Raw genomic sequence first — 19,781 nt, 5'->3', positions numbered from 1 at the left:
TAGCGCTACCCGCTCTTCTTAGTTGCCGCAAGGTATTGGCGGATATGTTCGATTCCTTCCTCTTCCGCCGTTTTGGCGTTGCGTATGCATTGCGCTAACATGGAGAGCAATTCTTTTTCCGGCGTTGTGGACGATGGACTTTCCAACCATACTGGCTTCAAACACTCCGCCGTTTTTGCGTAAGCCTCCGCCGCATGCGATAAACATTCGCCGTTTTCCACCAGCGTTCGCAAGTATTCCCGCGCATAACATCGCGCCCCATACCAATGCCCGGCGAAATATTTCACCCACTTCGGCAAATCTTTCGTAATGTTATCGCTTTTCCCCGCTTCCACTAGCATTAGCCACCGGTCATAGGAAGCAGCCCAAAGATCGAAGGCAGGCAAGCCATCTTGATACTTTGGCCTATCCATCCATTCTTTTTGCTCGGCATGAGCGACGGCGGCTTCCAACGAACGCCTTACAGCGTATTTGCGAGTTCTGCCATTGACCTGTCCAGGGATGGTTACCGAAAGAATATCGATTCCATTCCTTCCCAATTTTTCATAAGGCATACATCCAATTTCATTATGGCATGACAAGGTACTATACGATTGTCGTTCATCGTCGAAGCCAGTTATAAGCCCCCATTCGTCGTCCGCAATATCCCAAACCACGGCGGGCGCGCCTTGTTCGATGCTCGCGAAAATCGCTTCATACGCTTGTTCACGGCGCTCCTCTTCCTTTTCTTTTTCATTCCAAAGCCGGGAAATGTATACGCAGCTATACCCGGCTTGTACTACTGCTTCTGGGAGAAGATTCCAATCGAAGACGCTCATGGCGCTGGGACAAAAAGCCTGGCTGATCCATATCCTGAAGGCCCAGGCGCTGCTTCCCATCAACCATACGGGATCCACTTCGCCATGCATATAATTCAATGCAGTCGCCAATCCTCCCATAAACGAATGCGCAATCCCCGGCTCGTTTCGCTGCCGAGCCGCCTGATCGGCATACCATCCTGAAACCATCAAATTTTTCGCAAGCATGATTTTATTACCTTTACGTGAATTATATTTAGGGCGACTACTTTCAAAGAATGTCTTTTATATGAAACTCATAACAAATCCCCTTGAATATCATTCAGAAAACCAATGGAAGCTCGGTTTTCTCTAACAGCCTGAAGAGTAATCTCGGCATTTTGGGCTATTTCTTGTCTGCGTTGTTCAATAAGACGCCGATTCATAATACCGACTAGCATCTGTTGATCTTCCAGAGGCAGCGATTCAATAGCGTCAAGCGCTTTTTGGATGGGGGTATTGTTCATAATTATTTACTCCTCTATTTCATCTATTTCCCATTCATTATAGCCTTTATCCCTACCGCAAAGCGCGTTCGATGGCTTTTTTGCCTTTGACGCAGGCGTCGTAGGGATCGGGAATTTCCCAGGCGTCGATCATGATCCAGCCTTGGAAGCCGCCGTCGTAGAGCGTTTTCAACGCCGAATCGATGTCCACATGCCCGTCGCCGCAGGCTAAATGTTTGGACGTGCCGCCGTCGCGCAGGGTTCCATCCGTATCCGTCAGGTGGACGTAGCCGATATTCTCTACGCCGATGCGCTTCAGCATTTCGTGGGGTTTGCCGGAAGAGCCGCTCATCAGATCGAAGTGGCTGGGATCGAACATGGTCTTCAGCGACGGATGATTGGCTTTAGCGAGGATGCGCTTGATATGGTCTTCCGTATTGAACACGAATGGCGGCTCGATCTCGAAGGAAGCGATCATGCTTAAATCGGCGACGATCTTTCCAACTTCGTGGAACGATTCTCCCAACCGGTCGATGGCTTCGCCGATGGTCTGGCCGCGCAATCCGCCGCCGGGCCATAAGCCGATGCGCTCTCCGCCCGCCTCTTTGCAGAATTGGGCGCGGTTACGGATTTCTTGCAGCCAGCGCTTACGTTCATCCGCGTCGGGAGAAAAGGCGCCGTCTGCGCCTAACTGAATGGAAAATATTTGCAAGCCGAAGCCGTCGTACATTCTTCGCAAAGCGCGGATGCGTTCTTTTTCTTCGGCGCCGGGATATCCCCCCATCGGCCAATTGGAAACCAATTCGATCCCGTCGAAGCCTGTATGGGACGCGAAGTCGAGGATTTCCCATATAGGATAATTTTTATTGTATTTGCGAACGCCGGATTCGAAGCCGTTGAGTCCAACGGCGGTTTTCCAAGGGCGCTTCTTCTCTTCGCTCAACGCCACGGGAGATAAACAAACGCTTCCCAAAACGGCTCCAACTCCTTTTATCCAAGAACGCCTATACATGACGATTCCCTTTCTTTACGTTTCGCATGATCTTGGAATCTTTTCTTGCAGCCAACTCTATGGTAATAAGAATAATGGCTTTTATAAAAATTTATACGAGGAGAGAACAATGAATTTATTCAACAAATTAGTAATGAGCGTTCTAGCAGCATTGTTTCTATCGCCGCTGGCGTTCGCTTCGCCTTCGCCGGAAAAGGTTCCCGCCGCCAGCTCGGAAGAGTTGCAATGGTTCCGCGATGCTAAATTCGGATTGTTCATTCATTGGGGGCCGGTGAGTTTGAAAGGGACCGAAATCGGTTGGTCGCGCGGTGGAGAACGGAAATTTCCCAAGGGGGCAGGAACAGAGGTTCCAGCGGAAATTTACGATAACCTCTACAAACAATTCAATCCCGTCAAATTCAACGCCGTCGAGTGGGTCGCCCTCGCCAAAGAAGCGGGGATGAAATACTTAGTATTTACCACCAAGCATCACGACGGCTTCTGTATGTTCGACGCCAAATTGTCCGATTACAAAATCACTAATTCCCCATTCCACCGCGACGTAGTAAAAGAGCTGGCGGACGCTTGCCATAAAGCGGGCTTGAAATTAGGCTTTTATCATTCGCCTCCGGATTGGCGCCATCCCGATTACTTTACGGAAAATCATTCGCGGTATATCGAGTACTTGCATAGCTTAGTGCGGGAACTATGCAGCCATTACGGCAAAGTCGACATCCTTTGGTTCGATGGGCTGGGGGGTAAGCCGGAAGATTGGGGATCCTACGAAATGATTCCCATGATCCGCCAATTGCAGCCGGGAATCCTCATCAACAACCGCGCCGGTCTGCCACAGGATTTCGACACGCCGGAACAGCGCGTGGGCCGTTTCCAAAACGACCGAGCCTGGGAGAGCTGTATCACCATTTGCCAACAATGGGCCTGGAAACCGAACGACGTGATGAAGACGCTGCAACAGTGCATCGACATCCTCGTGCGCAGCGTATGCGGCGATGGGAATCTATTGCTCAACGTTGGCCCCATGCCTTCCGGCGAAATCGAAGCGCGGCAAGTGGAACGGCTTAAAGAGATTGGCGCTTGGATGAAAAAATATGGAGATAGCCTTTACGGAACGCGGGGCGGCCCCATCAAAACCGGCGCCTGGGGCGGCTCGACTTATAAAGGGAATACGGTCTATCTGCATATTCTCGATTGGGGTGAAGACGGCGTTCTTCGCCTTCCCGATTTAGGCAAGAAAATTCTTTCCAGCAAAACGCTAACCGGAGGCGAAGCGCAAATCAAAGCGGCAAACGGCGTTTTAGAAATCAATCTTCCCGCGGAAAAACGCGATCCTTTGGACACAATCATCGCCTTGGAATTGGACGGCCCGTCTAGCGAGATCGCGCCGCGAAGCGCTCTTCTCTCTCCATCCCTGGCTTCGGATAAGAAAGCGGAAGCCTCCAACGTTTATCAAAAAAACGACTGGGCTTTCGGCCCGGCGATGGCGTTCGACGACGATCCCAGCACTCGCTGGGCGACGGACGAAGGCGTAAAGCAGGCGTGGCTGGCCGTCGATCTGGGAAAACCGGAAACGTTCCACCGCATCACGTTGCGGGAAGAAAACGGCCGCGTCAATCAATTTGAACTGCAATATAAGGATGGAGAGAATTGGAAAACTTTTCATAAAGGTACGAAAATCGGCGATAAGTTGACGGTGGACTTTAAGCCGGTTATGGCGCAGCGCGTGCGATTGAATATCCTCGACGCCTCAAACGGTCCGACGATTTGGGAGATGGAAATTATCGCGGCGAAATGAATTCTCTGCCGATAAAGCGACAAACCGCCCGCCTAAAAGATAGGCGGGCGGTTTGTCTATGCAAGGATAATGACGGGTTTCGCTTCGCTTTTAACCCGCCTTACGTAACTACATGACTTTTTCAATCGAGAAACTTATCCAACGCTTCGAACTCAGTGGCGAATATCTCAAAAAAACGATCCAGGCGAACCACTTCGAAGAGTTCTTTCAATTGGTCGTTGACGGAACAAAACGCCATGTCGCCTTCGACGGCTTCCATCGCTTTCTTCCCTTCGATGAGGACGCGAACCCCTGCGCTGCTCATATAATCGGTTTGGGAAAAATCGATCAAGAGTTTCTTGACGCCATCCTGCGCGGCGCGATTGATGCTGGCGGCGAATTCTTGCAAACTCGCCGCATCGATTCTCCCTTGCGGTTGCAATATCGTAACATCGGATTCAACGCGTTTTCCAACTTTCATGGGATGGGATCCCCTTCCAAATCTATAGGACTCGATTTTTTTCATATTTCTTTCGTTTGTAAGGCCGATTGGTTGAAGACGATTCGCGCGACGATCGGCATTTATAAAATTTATCCCTATTTTCGGCTTTTAGGCAAAGGAAAATACCGATTTCCTATTAATGTTTATTTTCAAAATCGCCTACTCATTATAAAGCCATTTTCTCAAAAAACCATCGGCGAGACTATGGCTATACGCCATTTTCTCGTCTTTGCTGGCGGCGCTCGCAGTGGAATTGGGAAACAAGCGATTTCGGCGTTGGCGTTTTCTGAGCGAGTTCGGCGTTGCGTTGAAGGAAAAACGTCTTACAATACTTGCCATTCATTCAATCGATCAACCGACGCGAAATGCGTTCACCAAAACGCTGGCCTCTGCAATAAGGAAAGGACATTATCCATGAGATTTCCAAGATCGAGCGGCATTCTATTGCATCCCACCTCGCTTCCGAGCCAATTCGGCATTGGCGATTTGGGAGACGGCGCCAGCCGTTTCGTGGATTTCCTGGCCGCCGCCGGCCAGAAATTATGGCAAGTGCTTCCCTTGGGGCCGACGGGTTACGGCGACTCGCCTTACCAGAGTTTTTCCGCCTTTGCGGGCAATCCTCTGCTCATTAGTCTGGAAAAATTGGTACAGGAAGGATTTCTTTCCGCCGAAGATCTGGAAAATCTCCCTTTTCCCGAACATAGCGTAGATTACGGCTGGGTCATCGGTTTCAAATACAAAAAACTGCGCATCGTTTTCGAGAATTTTAAGAAGAAAGCTTCCCAAAAACAACGGGAGGATTTCGACGCCTTCCGGCAACGTAATGACGCCTGGCTGGACGATTTCGCCCTTTTCATGGCTCTCAAGGAAGCGTTCGCGGGCAAGCCGTGGACTCAATGGGAAGCCGACGCCGCCGCGCGCAAGCCATCGGCTATGCAGCATTGGCGCGAGAAAATCTACGACGAAATCCAAGCCCGGAAATTCTGGCAATATTTGTTTTTCCAACAATGGGCTTCGATTAAGCAATACGCAGGAGACCGTGGAATCAAAATTATCGGCGACATTCCCATCTACACCGCTCACGACAGCGCCGACGTATGGGCGCATCCCGACTTGTACCAGCTCGACGAGAAGGGCATTCCCGCCGCCGTCGCCGGCGTGCCGCCGGATTATTTCAGCGAAACCGGCCAGTTATGGGGCAATCCCATCTATCGATGGGATCGCTTGCGAGAGACGGGATACCGTTGGTGGATCGACCGCTTTCACGCCGCTTTAAAATTGGTGGATATCGTCCGGCTGGATCATTTTCGTGGTTTCGAAGCCTATTGGGAAGTTCCCGGCGGCGCGGAGACGGCCATCCACGGACGGTGGGTAAAAGGTCCCGGCGCGGATTTCTTCGCAACTTTGAATAAAGCCTTGGGCGAGTTGCCGATCATCGCCGAAAACCTCGGCCTCATTACAAAGGAAGTGGAAAACCTGCGGCTTCAGTTCGATCTTCCGGGCATGTCGATTCTGCAATTCGCCTTTGCTTCCGGCCCCAGCAATCCCGCCCTGCCCCATCAATACGTTCACAATCTCGCCGCTTATTCCGGCACCCACGATAACGATACGATCGTGGGATGGTGGAACAGCGGCGGAGAGGGCGATAGCACGCGCTCGCGCGAGGAAGTAGAGAAAGAAAAGCATTACGCGCGGCTCTATCTCGGCACAGACGGGCGCGAGATTCACTGGACGATCATCCGCGCTCTGATGGCGTCGACGGCGGATATGGCGATATTCCCATTGCAGGACGTTCTCGGCCTCGGCGCCGAAGCGCGGATGAACATGCCGGGACGGCCTGCGGGCAATTGGCAATGGCGGTTTACGCCGGAAATGCTGACGGAAGAAATCCACTGGCGCTTGCGGGAATTGACGGAGATTTATGGGAGATAAAATCCTTCTACATTTTCTCTTGGTCTTCTAAATCGTTACCTATTGGCTCTAACCGGAGAATAACGCAGGCCCGTTCGTCCCAAACATATAAACGATCGCCGCTGTCGAAGCCTATGATTTGACGGCAGCGATCCTGCAATAGGATGGACAGATCGCCTTCCGGCGCTGAGGCGAAGCGGCGAACTCCTTTCTCGTCCAATACGCGAAATTCCTTCTCCCGCAAAAAGCGAAGGTAAAACCATCCCCGCCCGCTCATTTGAAACAGTATTACGCTGAGAGCATTTTCCATATCGGAACCGAGGTTGAATTGAAGGGGAATTTCTTTCTTCCAACGATATTCCAGCGGATCATCAACAATATTTTCGAATAGCTGAATGTGTTCCCTATCGTCGAGAACGGCCAATTGACGCGCCGCAAAAGATAACCAGCGAGGATTCCATTCTCGATCTCCGGCTTTCGCTTGCGGCGCCAACCGTTTGAATTCGGACCACTCCTTGCGGAAATAAAAAACGCAATGTTGATCGACGGAGGCAGCGAATAGTTCGCCATCGAGATTGGCGGCGATATCCACGCCGCCGAGAGGATCGATGGGGAGATCGAACTCTTTTTCTAAATTTCCTCGAACGTCATAGAGGAAAACTTTGGGGGAGTCCAAAACGGCGATTTCGTCATTGCCGATAAAACATACGCCATATCGCGGTTCATGATGATGGTTAACGAGAGGATGCTCCCATTCGGCGGCGACGGCGCCATCCGCCTCCGTCACTCTGACCTTCCAGGAATCCGCGCCCCGATGGAGCATAGCGAGACAGCCGGCGGGAGAAACGGCGAAATCCGCCGCAAAAGCGGCGTCTCCGGCGGCGGCGGTTTGAGGCGCTCCATAGCCTTCATAATAAGAAAAGAGCAGCGGCTTTAGCGGTCCCACATCGGATAATTGCGGCGAAACAAGGTTGGATGCGGCGATATCCTCGTAATTCTGGCTGCCTGCGCCGCGGGATTGAAGCACGATAGGCAGATTGGCGGGATGCGGCAATCGAATTTCCAGACGATTGATTCCATCGGTTAGAGGGAGGAATTCATCGAGCGGCGCAGGCTGGCCGTTCAGGTTAAATGCGGCGCCTTCTCCGCCGCCGAGAATGCGAAAAGCTAGCCAGCGTTGTTCTCTGATCCATAATCCGGCGCTGAAATTCAACGCTGCGCCCTTGATCGGAGTTTCGGACGCTTTTTCCTCCACGATGCAATCGACGCCGCGCCACCAGTCCTTTCTGTCTTCCGGCAAAAAGGAGCAATCGCCTTCCACTACGGCGATAGGCCGCAGGCGATCTTCAGCAGATTGGGAATCCAGCCGCGTTTCAACGGAATAGAAATCGTAAAGAGGGTAAATTAGATGATGCATCCAAAAGGCGTCGGGATAGATGCCTTGAAGAATGGCGATTTTTTTCTCATTGGCGGGGATATCGTGAACGATATAGGTCAATCGGTTCCAGGATGGATTCGCGCGCAATTCGGGCGCGATTTTTTTCATTTTCGAATAATGATAATACCATTTTTCGAAATCGGGTTTAGGATAGACCGCTAATAGCGGCCACTCATGCGGTTCGGCGACATGCCATATCGCGGGGCGATCGGGACGGCTCAATTCATCAAGCATCGTGAAGGTAATTTCATTGATTAAGCGATAGGGATTGTCGATGGCGAAATCCAATACGACGAAAGAACCCGGCTTGACGTAATGGCTGATGGCTGCCGCCGTTTGAGTCGCTGGGGGAAATCTTTTATCCTGGTCGAAATAAATTCCGCCATGAAGAATGGCAAGCCCGACTAAAAATGAAGGAATCAGAAACAAACGAGCCAATCGCCCCGTCCAGCGTCCTAACAAAAATTCAAGCGCTTCGAATCCTTTTGCGGCGGCCAAAGCGGCGGCGGCGTAAACAGCCGGAAAAAAGAAGGCGATTCGGCGGGCTTCCGCTTGCGAAGATAGAATACCCGGCAGTAAGGCGGCGATCATCCATATCAACAAAAAAGCGCAATTGCGGCGGCGCGGCGCGAGCAAGCAGACGATCAAGCCGACGAATAACAATACGGCGGCCACGGCGGGAATATAGGTCATGGGATGATCGGGGATGCCGTAAATGGGAGTATAACGATACTGAGGCCATTCCATAGCGGTGAAGAGGCTTTTAATAACGCCGGTGAAATTGTCCCAAACGCCGCCCGCGATATAAGAAATTCGCCCCCAAAGCCCCCATCCCGGCTCTTGCGCCGTCCAAAGCGCATGTCCCCGCAAAGTGCCTTTGGAGACGGCGGCGTTGGAGAGGGGATTGATCCATTTCCAAACGCCGTCAGCCAGATAAGCGCTGATGGAAAGCCCAGCGAACCATAATGCGCCGCCTATCGCGATAAGGGAGCATTTCCCCCAACAACGGCGGGCGAAACCGCGAACGGTCAGAAGACTCCAAAGCATTACGCCGATGGGAATCAAGAAAGCCGTCTGGCCGGAGGGAAAGAGATGATACGTCAATCCCATCCATAAGGCAGTTAAAAAGAAATTGCGGAATTTTTCTTTGACGAGCGCTAAATACGTCGTCCAGCAAAGGGCGGCGGCGATGAGCGAAGGATAGGAAAGAGGGAAAAAATCATGTCTGCCCCAGACGATTTCAATCGAGCTGAAGGCGAACAAAGCCGCGCCGATGAAAGCGGCGGTTCTTCCTCCCATGCGTCGCAATAGGCCGTAAAGCAGCTGGACAAGCAACACTCCCACAACCGCCGATACTATGCGCACCGCCAACAGCGTCATGCCGCAGATTTGCGTGGATGCGTTAATGAGCAAAAAATAGACAAGGCCGAGTGGCGCCCAGCCGAAGGGACTCATAGGTTCGTAGTTCAGTTTGAAGGCGCTGGGCAGATCGGTGGCCACGGCCATGCTGGCCGCCATTTCGCCGTCAAAAATCGTGGGAAGTTGGTTGAGTGAGTAAAAACGGAAAACGATCGTCAGCAGCGTGAGGACGGCCAGGCCGAGAAATTCCAATATGAAATGATACAATCGCTGTGGAGCGGGCGGTTCGTCGGATTCGTCCTCGCGGTCAGGATAAAAATCCACGTCCGGCCCCAGTATTGGAGGGAGGAATCGCCATACGATCAGAATCATGAGAGATAGAGCATAAAAGAGACCGCCGCGAAATGCGTTGCCCAGAAAATAGGAAGTCTGAGCCAGAATCGCCAAACATCCCGCCGTGAAAAGAAAGAACGGCCGCACCGCCTCTTCTTTTTTCCGCGCTAAACCTATCGCGGCGCCGAAGAACGCCAATCCGGCCAATCCCCAACCCAGCCAGGATGCGCGGGCGGCGGAATCGATGACCATCCACTTTTTCGCCGCGACGATCCATTGGATGAACGGCTCGCAAAATTGCAGGCAAGGACGGCCCGCCCCATCGGCGCGAATCGAAAGCAGTATCGCCATCAGCAGCGATAATAAGAGGAACTCGATATAAATCGCCTTCAGCCAGCCAGGCCATGCGAGAAATGAGGCGGAATCCGAAGACGCTTCCGCCTCTTCCGCAGGGGATGGTTCCTCCCAGTCGTCATCTTTCCAAAATCGGCGCATGGTAATATTGAATTTTCAACCAAATTCTCTCTCGATGATTCGAGTCTTTACTTGCAAATCTAACGTGAAATCATCAAACATTAATTCAACCCATCCAAGGACAAGCATCCTTCTGCGGACATTCGATGCATCCGTGTCTTTTCGATACTAAAGGCAAAATAACGAACGATTCAACGATAAAAACCATAACAATAACAATCAACGGCCATGAATATGAGTTCCACAGAGAAACGCCGCCGCAAATAACCGGAATAAACCATAGTGGAACAATAACAGGGATATGCCGCTTGAACTTCACGGCAAAGCAGTTATGGTCGCCTTTCTTGACGATCTTCGATGCAATGATTCCATACCCGCAAGGACATCCCCTAGTGTTGTAATAAGCGCAATACGGGCATACGAAGATCATAATCCAGAACATTCCAATGACGCCGTACACGAAATAAACGATTGCGCCGACAATGGCTCCCGCAACGAATTGAAAAGAAATTGCGATGGTTAAAGCGCCAATAATCAGCATTAGAAAATAGGGAATGTTTGCAACCAATGTTTCCGAATTCGAATAGTTCCGCATTGTCATAGAACAAGAGTCCCTTTCTTTTTATATACTTATTAGATCATCATTCAAAAATTGACGTATTGTAAATCGCTGCCCCTCACCCTTCCCCTCTCCCGAAGGACGAGGGAACTGAGTCCTAACGTCATTTATACGTATCAATAAACTTGCGGAAGGAACGGTCGTAGGTTCTTTCCACTTGCGGCGGGAAGCAGCAGGCGGGTAGTTCTTTCATGCGCAGATGGTATTGCAGGCATTCGCAGCATTTGCCGTGCTTGTCGCAGCCGCCATAGGTGCAAGTGCATTTTACTTTATTCTGACAGGTTGACATGTTTTTCCTCCTGCGAAAAAACGATAAAAGTGGATTTTCATTGAAATCGTATAGATAAAAAAAGATAGCAGAAATCGAAGATGCGCCCTAGCCCGGGGGACATCCTGTTTTCGGCGGGGAGCAGGATAGTCTCAGCCATTCCTCAAAAATACTTGCTTTTTTCGCCCTTGTTTTTCATCTGGCCATGTTTAATCATGAGTAATTGTCCGAATATCGGAGGAAATAGCGCATTGCAAATCGGCTGAATCCGAATTTAACCATGGACTGGGGGCGCTACCATGACGCAGAGAACCATTAACTTTGGGCTGCTCTTTTTGTTTTCTATTCTTGTTATCGATCTTGCGGCGGAGGATGAGAATCTGCGGTTGGATTTTTCCGGCCGCAATGCGGACGAGAACAAAATTACGATCATGGGCGCCGGATTCGGGCAATATCCCCAGGCGGACGCGAGTTTTGGCGCCATTCCCACCGATCGCGCATTCGAGGGAGCGACCGATGGCATAGGAATAATTATCAAGGCCGATCCCGGCGAAGGCATTATGATTTTCACCCAGCCCTTTCAAACGTCCCATTGCGCCTTGCTGCGCTGCTCCATACGGACGGATACTCCCTACGCTTCGGTCTATTTGGCATCGCTTGATCTGGGGGAGAACGTTTTCGTTTCGACGATTACTCCCAATAACGGCAATTATTTTTTGAATAAATATCATCGTCTCGCCGACTTCTTTCTTCCCCCCTCTACGGGTTTTCAAGGAATTATTCAAATCATCAATACCAGTCAATCGGAACCCTTAACGGCCTATATCGATAACCTGGATATCCTGGTTATGAGCGAAGATAAGATCGAACTGGACGTATCGGAAATTACCGGGATGGCGGCGGGAACCGAGACGACGCCTACGCTAACTCCTACTCCGCTTCCTCCTACTCCCACGCCCTCCCCCATTCCGCCAACAGCTACGCCCATTCCGGACAGAATCGTCGTTCCCATTCCCAATCTCGCCGTCAACGCCAAACCGCTGGAAATTAAACTGGTTTTAGCGGGAACGTTCTTGATGGGCAGTCCCGAAAACGAGAAAGATAGGAATGCCAACGAATCTCCACTACATCAAGTCGCCATCGCCAAGCCCTTTTATTTGTCGATATACCCCATCACCCAAGCGCAATGGCAAGCCGTTATGGGGACGAATCCATCGATTTTTAAAGGCGATTCCAACTTGCCGGTCGATTCGGTCACGTGGGACGAATGCCATGATTTTTTCCAAAAACTGAAAGGAAATGCGGAAGGCGTATTTCGGATGCCGACGGAAGCGGAATGGGAATATGCCTGCCGTGCGGGAACCACGACTCGTTATTATTGGGGAGACGATTTGGAGTATACGGAAGCTAAGGACTACGGATGGTTTTACGATAACAGTCAAAACCAAACTCACATCGTCGGCTTGAAATTGCCTAATCCTTGGGGATTCTTCGATATGAGCGGCAATGTGAACGAATGGTGCGAGGATTACTATGGCGCTTACGCCGCTGGCAGCCAAACCGATCCGCACGGTCCTTCTACAGGCGCCGAGCGCGTTCTCCGGGGCGGTTTCTGGAATGGAAGCGTTCAAAGCCTGCGTTCCGCAGCGCGCAACAAACAACCCAATTATACTAAGGCCTCAACGATCTCGTTCCGGGCAGCGCGCGATTTCGTTGTACCGCCTACGGTTACTCCAACTCCAACGATAACGCCAACGCCGACTTACACTTTTACGCCGACATTCACACGGACTTTTACGCCCAAGCCAACTGCGACGTTCACGGCGACTTTCACGCCAACGCCAACCCTCATTCCTTCGCCCACGCCTACTTATACTCCGACGCCGTTGATCGTTCTTTTGCCGAATCTGCCAGAAGGCGTTCTTCCATTGGAAATGGTCTATATCGAACCGGGCATTTTTATGATGGGCAGTCCATCAAGCGAAGCCGATCGCAACGATAATGAAGGCCCCCAGCATGTCGTTACGATTACGAAAGGATTTTATCTCGGCAAATATCCCGTTACCCAAGCGCAATGGGAAGCCGTGATGGGAAGCAATCCCTCCTCTTTCATAGGCAGCGGCGATCTGCCTGTTGAAAGCGTCTCCTGGTCCGAAGGCCAGCAATTCATCGAACAACTCAACGCCTTGCATCTGCGAACCTTTCGGCTGCCAACCGAGGCGGAATGGGAATACGCCTGCCGCGCGGGAACGACGACGGCGTATCATTGGGGCAACACGATCGACGCCATACGCGAATACGCCTGGTTTTACGACAATTCCGGCAACCAAACCCATTCAGTGAGGGAAAAAAAGCCCAATCCTTGGAATTTGCATGAAATGTGCGGGAACGTATTGCAATGGTGTTCGGATAAATACAGCGTTTATTCCTCTTATTCGCAAATCGATCCTCAAGGAGCGGAGGAAGGAACTCAGCATGTTGCTCGCGGAAACCGTTATAACGGCGCCGCCGCCAACAGCCGATCCGCTTCCCGCGAAGGACATGAGCCGAGTTTTCGAGCCAACGCTCTTGGTTTGCGGCTTCTCTCCCTCGATATTCCGCCGTCGCCGACTCCCACGGATACGCCGATGCCAACGCCCACATTAACGCCCTTGCCGACAATCGAGATACCCCTCCCCGGCCTATCTATAAACGCTATTCCTCTGCGGATGGCGCTTATACCGGCGGGGAAGTATCTGCGGGGCAGTCCTCTCGGCGAAAAGGGACGCGGCGAAGACGAAGGTCCGCAAACCGAAATCGAGATTACCAAGGATTTCTATCTCGGAAAATACGAAGTAACTCAGGCGCAATGGAAGATCATTATGAATGGAGAAAATCCTTCCCATTTCGGCGGCAATGTCAACCTTCCCGTCGATAGCGTCTCTTGGGACGAATGCCAGGCGTTCATCCAAAAATTAAACGACTTGAATCTTGGCTATGGAACGTTCCGGCTGCCTACCGAAGCGGAATGGGAATACGCCTGCCGGGCGGGAAGCATAGAACGATATTATTGGGGAGAAGATGCCAATTACGCTCTTATCGCCGATTACGCCTGGTTCTATGGCAATTCGCAATCGAAAACGAATGTAGTAGGCATAAAAACGCCCAATGCGTGGGGATTTTACGATATGAGCGGCAATGCGCAGGAATGGTGCCAGGACTTCTACGATCGCTATTCCAGTTCCAATCCAATCGATCCCCGCGGTCCATCATTCGGCGAAGATCGCGTCATCCGGGGCGGTTTCTGGAATGGCGGCGAGACCGGCTGCCGGTCGGCGGCGCGCAGTAAATTTCCTCCTTCCTTCATTGCGGAAACTATTTCATTCCGTCTGGCTCTGACTAAGCCCAGTACGCCGCCGACTTCTACACCGACGGCGGATCCAAATCAAACGCCTACGCCGACGCCGACGCATCGGCCTCCCGACGCGCCGCGAGAAAACGTCTTTGGATCGAATATCCAAAGTTACATTGGAGAAAATACGAGAAATAAAACTCTGCTCGATTTGAAAGAGAACAATCTCCATATCGTGCGCTATTTCGCCCATGAATCGTTGGAGAGCAATGTCGGTTTCATTAACGAAGCGGCGAAAAACGATATGCGGGTCATCATTGTCTTCGATTGCGGCAACGCGGAATACGGCATAGACCCGAATGTACTCCCCTGCGCCGCCGCCATCGGCGACTGTATTGACGCTTGGTGGAACCTGGATTTAAAAACTCCTTACGATCCAGCGACGGGACAATTCGAACGCCGCTATACCGCCGATGCGGCGGGATACGGCGCCTGGGTGAAATTCCGCCTGGAGAGCATCGAACAACGCCTGCCCGGCGCCGTGAGCGGCGTCATTATCGGCGTTCAACTCGGCAACGAAGAAGAAGGCAAGTGGAAACATAAAGAAGGGGATATGTATTACTCGGGCAGAACGTTCGCCGAATATTATCTGCAAGCGAGAGAAGCCGTCAAAACCAATTGGCCGCACATGGAGATTCTCAGCGGCAGCATCGAGGATCACAAACAACTAGACGCGGCGGCGGGCGGCGTCAGCGGCGGCGGCCTGCAAGACAATGGACGAAATTGCCGAGCTTTTCTTAACGGCTTTATTCAACGCGTCATGGAAAGTTCCAACGGCGCATTGGACCGCTTGCCTGAAACGATCGCTATGAATGGCTATTGCGGAATTCATCCGCCGGAATTTTCTTTTGAGGCAAATATTTATAAGGAATGGATTCAACGTTTGGATACGCTGGCGGAAATTTGCAATCAATACGATTACCGCCCCAAATTCGCTATTATGGAAAATGGATTCAGCCCCACGATAGGCAGCGTTTACGCCTGCGCCGGCGCCAACGAAATGACTCAGGCGGTTTATTACCTGCGCAGCATTCTGCTTAATGCCGCCATGCAGTCCGCCTTGGGCGACGTGTGGGAATACTATCTCTATTGGACCCAGCATTACAACGGAAATTATCCGCAGTGGGATACGGGCTGGTTTAACGACGCCAGCGCCGACCCCGGAACGGAACGGGCGATTCGCGCCGCGGCCAAACAACTTCACGCTTCCGCCGCTTCGTTCTTGAATCCGGGACTCGGATTATGCAAAAACTTCCGCATCTGGATTCCTGCTTCCACGGAGAGAAACGAGAAAGACCGCACGATCGGCGACAATCTCATAACTTGCGGCTGGATCAACGACAATAACGAGAAATGGGGAGCCATATGGCGCTACCGCAACGAATTGGATTCCGGCGAGTTCTATACGGCGGCGGAATCCTCGCGAAAGTTCATCGTCAAGGGAGAAAATCCCGGCCCTGCGCGCCTCTACAAATTCGTATTTCAAACGCCTTATTGCGCGGCGGGGACGAAATGGGTCAACATCGACTCGACGCCAATTGAAGGAAAGCCGGACGCCGCCGATCCTAATTCCACCATTTACGAATTGCCCGCATTCATTACGCATCCGGAATATGGGAAGATATTAGTAGTAAACGAGAATCCGGCGTTTTTGAAATTCGGCGAATAATGATACTATTCGAAAGAGAAGGAGACAATGATGCGCAAATGTCGGTATAGAATCGCGGCCTGTTTCGTCTTGCTAATAGGAATCGGTTTTGCGCAAGCGCCGGCCGCCTTGGAGTTCGAAGGCAAATTCTTTCGGGGCGAGGGAGACGCCGAGTATCTGGGATTATTGGATATCTCCCGGCGGATGTTCGCTCCCGATCCCGAATTTCAAAACATCGCCATGATGTATACGCCGAAATGGAACGGGCTGGTCGAAGGTCCGACATGGAACGCCTGGTGGATTCAGAATAGTTACGGAACCACCTATTGCGCGCTGCCGTTTTTACAAGAGCCATTTCTTACGTTTTTGCAAAATTCGCAAGACTTATGGTTCGATCAGATGGGCGACGGCCTGCATAAAGCGCCCTACGACAAATTCGATTGGATTCCCCCCAACGGCTGCCTCTGCGACGCCGCCAGCCCCGGATGGTTCGTCGCCAAACAGGGCGATGGGCGCGTCGACATTCACGATTGGGGAATGGAATTCACAGCGGCGGGATTATTGATGCAATCGGAATTGCTGCTCATTAGCCGGAATGAAAACGCCGTCGCGCATTACCGGCCTAAATTGGAGCGTTGCGCCAATTTTATCGAAACGCGGCGCGATCCCAGCAACAATATCTTTCTCGCCGGTCCAGCGGGCAATCTATTGGCGCCGAGTTACGCAGGCTATAAAAAGCCAGACGGAACGTACGGCCAGGCTTACCTTGCGGGATTATCGATAACCTACATCGCCGCGTTGGACCGGTTGATTGAAGTAGAAAAACTGGCTGGAGACGAAGAGAAAGCGGAACTTTACCGAAAACGCCGCGATCTGGCGAAGTTAGGGCTTTCTCAACTTTCTACGGATGAAGGCTATTTCATCAAATCGCTCGATCCCGATGGAACCAAGCACGGCGTATACGGCGCGGAAAAATACGGCTATTTCGAGGCATCGCCCAATCACGACGCCATCGCCTTCCGCGTCGTAGACGACGCGCAGGCGGATAAAATCTACGGCAAAATCGCTTCCCTTCCTGGCCTGCGTCCTCATGATTTCATCATCGCCAATTATCCCGGCTTGGACGATATGTACGAAGAGCCAACCAGTTGGCTATGGAAATTCGGGACGTGGGTCAACGGAGGCCATTGGTCCACCTGCGAAGCGCGGATGATTATGGCCTACTATCGCTTGGGAAAATACGAAGACGCCCGCCGTTCGATGAAGCAACTGCTCAAATTCGCCCGCGAATTCCGCATGGACAATCCGCTTGTGGAATTCGGCAGTAAGGTCTATCAACCCAAAGAGCCAATCAATCTATGCTACGATTCCTTCGGCCCTCCGGCGGCGATGGTTCGGGGACTATTCGAATTTCTCTACCGCGCCTGCGGGTTGACGTTGATTCCCCATATCCCCCCGAAAATTACGCAGATGGAACAAAAATTCCCCATTCGCTTCGGCGGCAAGCAATTGTATTTATCTACTGCCGGAACGGGGAAAATTGCTGGCGTTTGGATAAATGGAAAACCGTGGCGCAATTACGACGATCGAACCGTATCTTTGCCTTACGCCGAAACGCCGGACCGCGCGGAGATTCGCATCGACCTGGGCGAGCCGCATAGCCTGGAACGTTCGCCATCGCCAAAAGAAGAAGCCAAGCCTCCCTTGAAAAAAATCCCGGAACGGCTCGTCGCCTTAGACAATCAAGCCAAGAATTTGTTGAAAACGTTATATCCGAAGTTAATGACGAACGGGCAGAAAGATAGTTACGAAGTAGCGCATTGCAGCCTGGCTTACGAATTCGTCTCTGCGATTCACGAACGTCTGCGCCTGCAAGAAGAAAACATGCTTCCTTCGCTTCCCGAACCGTCGCAAACGGCGGCGGACAATTCCTATTACGAAACGGCGGAAAAAATATGCCAGGGATTGGAAGCGGCGCTGGATTCCTACGCCAACTCCGGCGATTCCCGCAAGAAACTCGTTTATGCGATTTGGAAGAACTTGCCGGTAGCGGAAGTGGAAGAAGACGTGACGGAGTTCGAAAGTCCGAACAACGGCGCCGGGCCGCTTTGGTGTTACGGATCGCCGTTGATCGCGCGGGACGGCGGCCGGATTTACGTAAACGCCAGCGAGACGGGAAAAGACGTTCCCCCCTTGTGCAACACGCGCTGGCGGATTCTCGAGCGGACGAAAGATCAATGGAAAATATTTGCTCAGGCGGAACAATTCCGCGAACGCGAACCTTGCCCGTTGGTCCTTCTTTCCAACCGGATGCTTTATCTTTCTATTAATCCCTCAACGCAGCCGCCAGGAACGCAATACGGCCCCTGCGAACCGAATTTGTTGCGCTTTTCTCTCGACGATCCCCAAAAAGCGCCGGAAGCTGTCCAGCCGGATTGGGCGGAAGGAACCGAATTTACGGATCATTCCTATCGCGGCGTCGCCGCCGATGGAGACGCTAACGAAATTCTTCTCTTCAATATCCATGCTAAAACCGGGGAACAATATTGGAGCCTATGTAACGCCGGAGAAGAATGGATCGCCAAGGGCAAGATCGCTTTTCCCATCCGTTCCTGCTATCCCCAAACGGCCTTGAGCCATCGTGCGGGGCACATTATGGCCGTGGGCGACATCGTGGAGCCGACGCCGGAATGGCGCGCTTACAAGAAAGAGAAAACCGGCCGGGATTGGGATTACGTATTCCGCCGCTTGTTCTACGCCTGGTCGCCCGATTTAACTCATTCCGATTTTCATGAACCCATCGAGATTGAAAACGTCGATGCCACGGCGGGACATATCCGCAATCTCGATCTTTGGATCGGAAAGGATGGAAGCGCTTATCTATTATACGCGATCAATCCTGTGCAGAACGCGTTGATGCGCGACCGATACTTCCCCGATCGGAAGTTGGAGACAATCTTGCAATGCGCCATCGTTCGCGAGGGCGCCGTCGTGAAGAAATTCGCCATAGCGCATGGCGGCGAAGGATTGGAGGAACCAGAGCCGCATTATGCGCGGTTTTACTCCGCGCCTGACGGCGCGTTGTATGTTGTCATGTACGTTCAAGGAAAAGACAAAGAAGGCAAATCCATCGCCGAAAATCGTATCCAGAGAATATGGCCCGAAATGGGAGAAGCGAAGCCCATCCCGCTGAAAGAACCTTTCACGACGTTTTTCACCGTAACCGAGCGAGGCGGTTCCAAACCTTCGAACTGGATCGATCTGTATGGAACCGGCGGGAGGCCAAACGTATTGCGCTATGCGCGAGTGCGGTTGTAATACCAGTATGCGTTAGGATTATTGCTTATATATTCCCTCGCCCTTTGGGCTGATCTTTACCCACAAGTTTATTGAGGATTGAGGGCGATATACATTGAGACGATCAATTCAAAATCTCTCCACCCGCGCCATAGGGTTCGAACCCCGGGCTGGCCATCTCGTTTCCTCCCTAAATGTCCTCCAATCCGTCCAATCCAAAGCCGCACTTCTCCCACCGTCATTTTCTCTCCGATTTCCTCGCCAAAACGATAGAGAACGTAGGCTCGCAGCGATTTTTGTTCCACCTCGTTTAAGACTTGATCCGCCGCGCTCTCCGGTTGCGTCTCCGCTAGCGTGAGTTTATTATATATCCTGTTGACCTCTTCACATAACTTGAATTATAAGAGCAAATTAGATAGAGTTGGAGGTGTATACACTGAGCCCTTGGAATTGCGGTCGAGTCAGATGAGTCGACT

12 protein-coding genes are annotated in these 19,781 nt (G+C 51.7%); 4 read left to right on the top strand and 8 right to left on the bottom strand.

Features of this window, described 5'->3' with window-relative positions:
* Nucleotides 1-5: 5 nt before the first annotated feature.
* The 3 genes from AB1656_24890 to AB1656_24880 all read right to left on the bottom strand — a co-directional run bounded on the left by AB1656_24890 (nt 6) and on the right by AB1656_24880 (nt 2,294).
* Complete coding sequence (locus AB1656_24890) at nt 6-1,025, bottom strand: hypothetical protein (protein MEW6238634.1); 1,020 nt, start codon at nt 1,023-1,025, stop codon at nt 6-8.
* Between the two features lie 68 nt (nt 1,026-1,093).
* Nucleotides 1,094-1,303 carry a hypothetical protein gene (locus AB1656_24885; GenBank protein ID MEW6238633.1) on the bottom strand — a complete coding sequence of 70 codons (210 nt, stop codon included), beginning with the start codon at nt 1,301-1,303 and terminating at the stop codon, nt 1,094-1,096.
* Between the two features lie 52 nt (nt 1,304-1,355).
* Nucleotides 1,356-2,294 carry a sugar phosphate isomerase/epimerase family protein gene (locus AB1656_24880; GenBank protein ID MEW6238632.1) on the bottom strand — a complete coding sequence of 313 codons (939 nt, stop codon included), beginning with the start codon at nt 2,292-2,294 and terminating at the stop codon, nt 1,356-1,358.
* A gap of 109 nt (nt 2,295-2,403) precedes the next feature.
* Between AB1656_24880 and AB1656_24875 the strand changes: the two genes are divergently transcribed.
* A complete protein-coding gene (locus AB1656_24875) occupies nt 2,404-4,086 on the top strand; it encodes an alpha-L-fucosidase (protein MEW6238631.1) in 1,683 nt (560 codons plus the stop codon).
* 121 nt (nt 4,087-4,207) lie between these two features.
* Here AB1656_24875 and AB1656_24870 read toward each other — a convergent pair whose 3' ends face one another.
* Nucleotides 4,208-4,546, bottom strand: coding sequence for an STAS domain-containing protein (locus AB1656_24870; GenBank protein ID MEW6238630.1), 339 nt, complete (start codon nt 4,544-4,546; stop codon nt 4,208-4,210).
* A 435-nt stretch (nt 4,547-4,981) separates the two neighbouring features.
* Between AB1656_24870 and malQ the strand changes: the two genes are divergently transcribed.
* Nucleotides 4,982-6,499, top strand: a complete 1,518-nt coding sequence (gene malQ / locus AB1656_24865) for a 4-alpha-glucanotransferase (GenBank protein MEW6238629.1) — start codon at nt 4,982-4,984, stop codon at nt 6,497-6,499.
* Nucleotides 6,500-6,506: 7 nt separating this feature from the next.
* On the opposite strand, the gene AB1656_24860 is transcribed toward malQ, so the two are convergent.
* The 3 genes from AB1656_24860 to AB1656_24850 all read right to left on the bottom strand — a co-directional run bounded on the left by AB1656_24860 (nt 6,507) and on the right by AB1656_24850 (nt 10,990).
* Nucleotides 6,507-10,103 carry a glycosyltransferase family 39 protein gene (locus tag AB1656_24860; protein ID MEW6238628.1) on the bottom strand — a complete coding sequence of 1,199 codons (3,597 nt, stop codon included), beginning with the start codon at nt 10,101-10,103 and terminating at the stop codon, nt 6,507-6,509.
* An 85-nt stretch (nt 10,104-10,188) separates the two neighbouring features.
* Nucleotides 10,189-10,683: a hypothetical protein gene (locus tag AB1656_24855; protein ID MEW6238627.1), complete on the bottom strand. Its 495-nt coding sequence runs from the start codon at nt 10,681-10,683 to the stop codon at nt 10,189-10,191.
* Between the two features lie 121 nt (nt 10,684-10,804).
* On the bottom strand, nt 10,805-10,990 hold the full coding sequence (locus AB1656_24850; GenBank protein MEW6238626.1) for a DUF6485 family protein: 186 nt from the start codon (nt 10,988-10,990) through the stop codon (nt 10,805-10,807).
* A 278-nt stretch (nt 10,991-11,268) separates the two neighbouring features.
* On the opposite strand from AB1656_24850, the gene AB1656_24845 reads away from it, so the two are divergent.
* Both AB1656_24845 and AB1656_24840 read left to right on the top strand, forming a co-directional pair.
* Nucleotides 11,269-16,029 (top strand): formylglycine-generating enzyme family protein, encoded by a 4,761-nt coding sequence (locus AB1656_24845; protein MEW6238625.1) that lies wholly within the window; start codon nt 11,269-11,271, stop codon nt 16,027-16,029.
* Between the two features lie 27 nt (nt 16,030-16,056).
* Nucleotides 16,057-19,326, top strand: coding sequence for a hypothetical protein (locus tag AB1656_24840; GenBank protein ID MEW6238624.1), 3,270 nt, complete (start codon nt 16,057-16,059; stop codon nt 19,324-19,326).
* A gap of 68 nt (nt 19,327-19,394) precedes the next feature.
* Here the strand turns inward: AB1656_24840 and AB1656_24835 are convergent, their stop codons facing one another.
* On the bottom strand, nt 19,395-19,676 hold the full coding sequence (locus AB1656_24835) for an IS4 family transposase (GenBank protein MEW6238623.1): 282 nt from the start codon (nt 19,674-19,676) through the stop codon (nt 19,395-19,397).
* Between the last annotated feature and the right edge of the window lie 105 nt (nt 19,677-19,781).

Source organism: Candidatus Omnitrophota bacterium (assembly GCA_040755155.1).
GTDB lineage: Bacteria > Hinthialibacterota > Hinthialibacteria > Hinthialibacterales > Hinthialibacteraceae > JBFMBP01.
The sequence above is the reverse complement of the archived record's forward strand: the minus strand, read 5'-3'. Positions and strand labels throughout refer to the sequence as shown.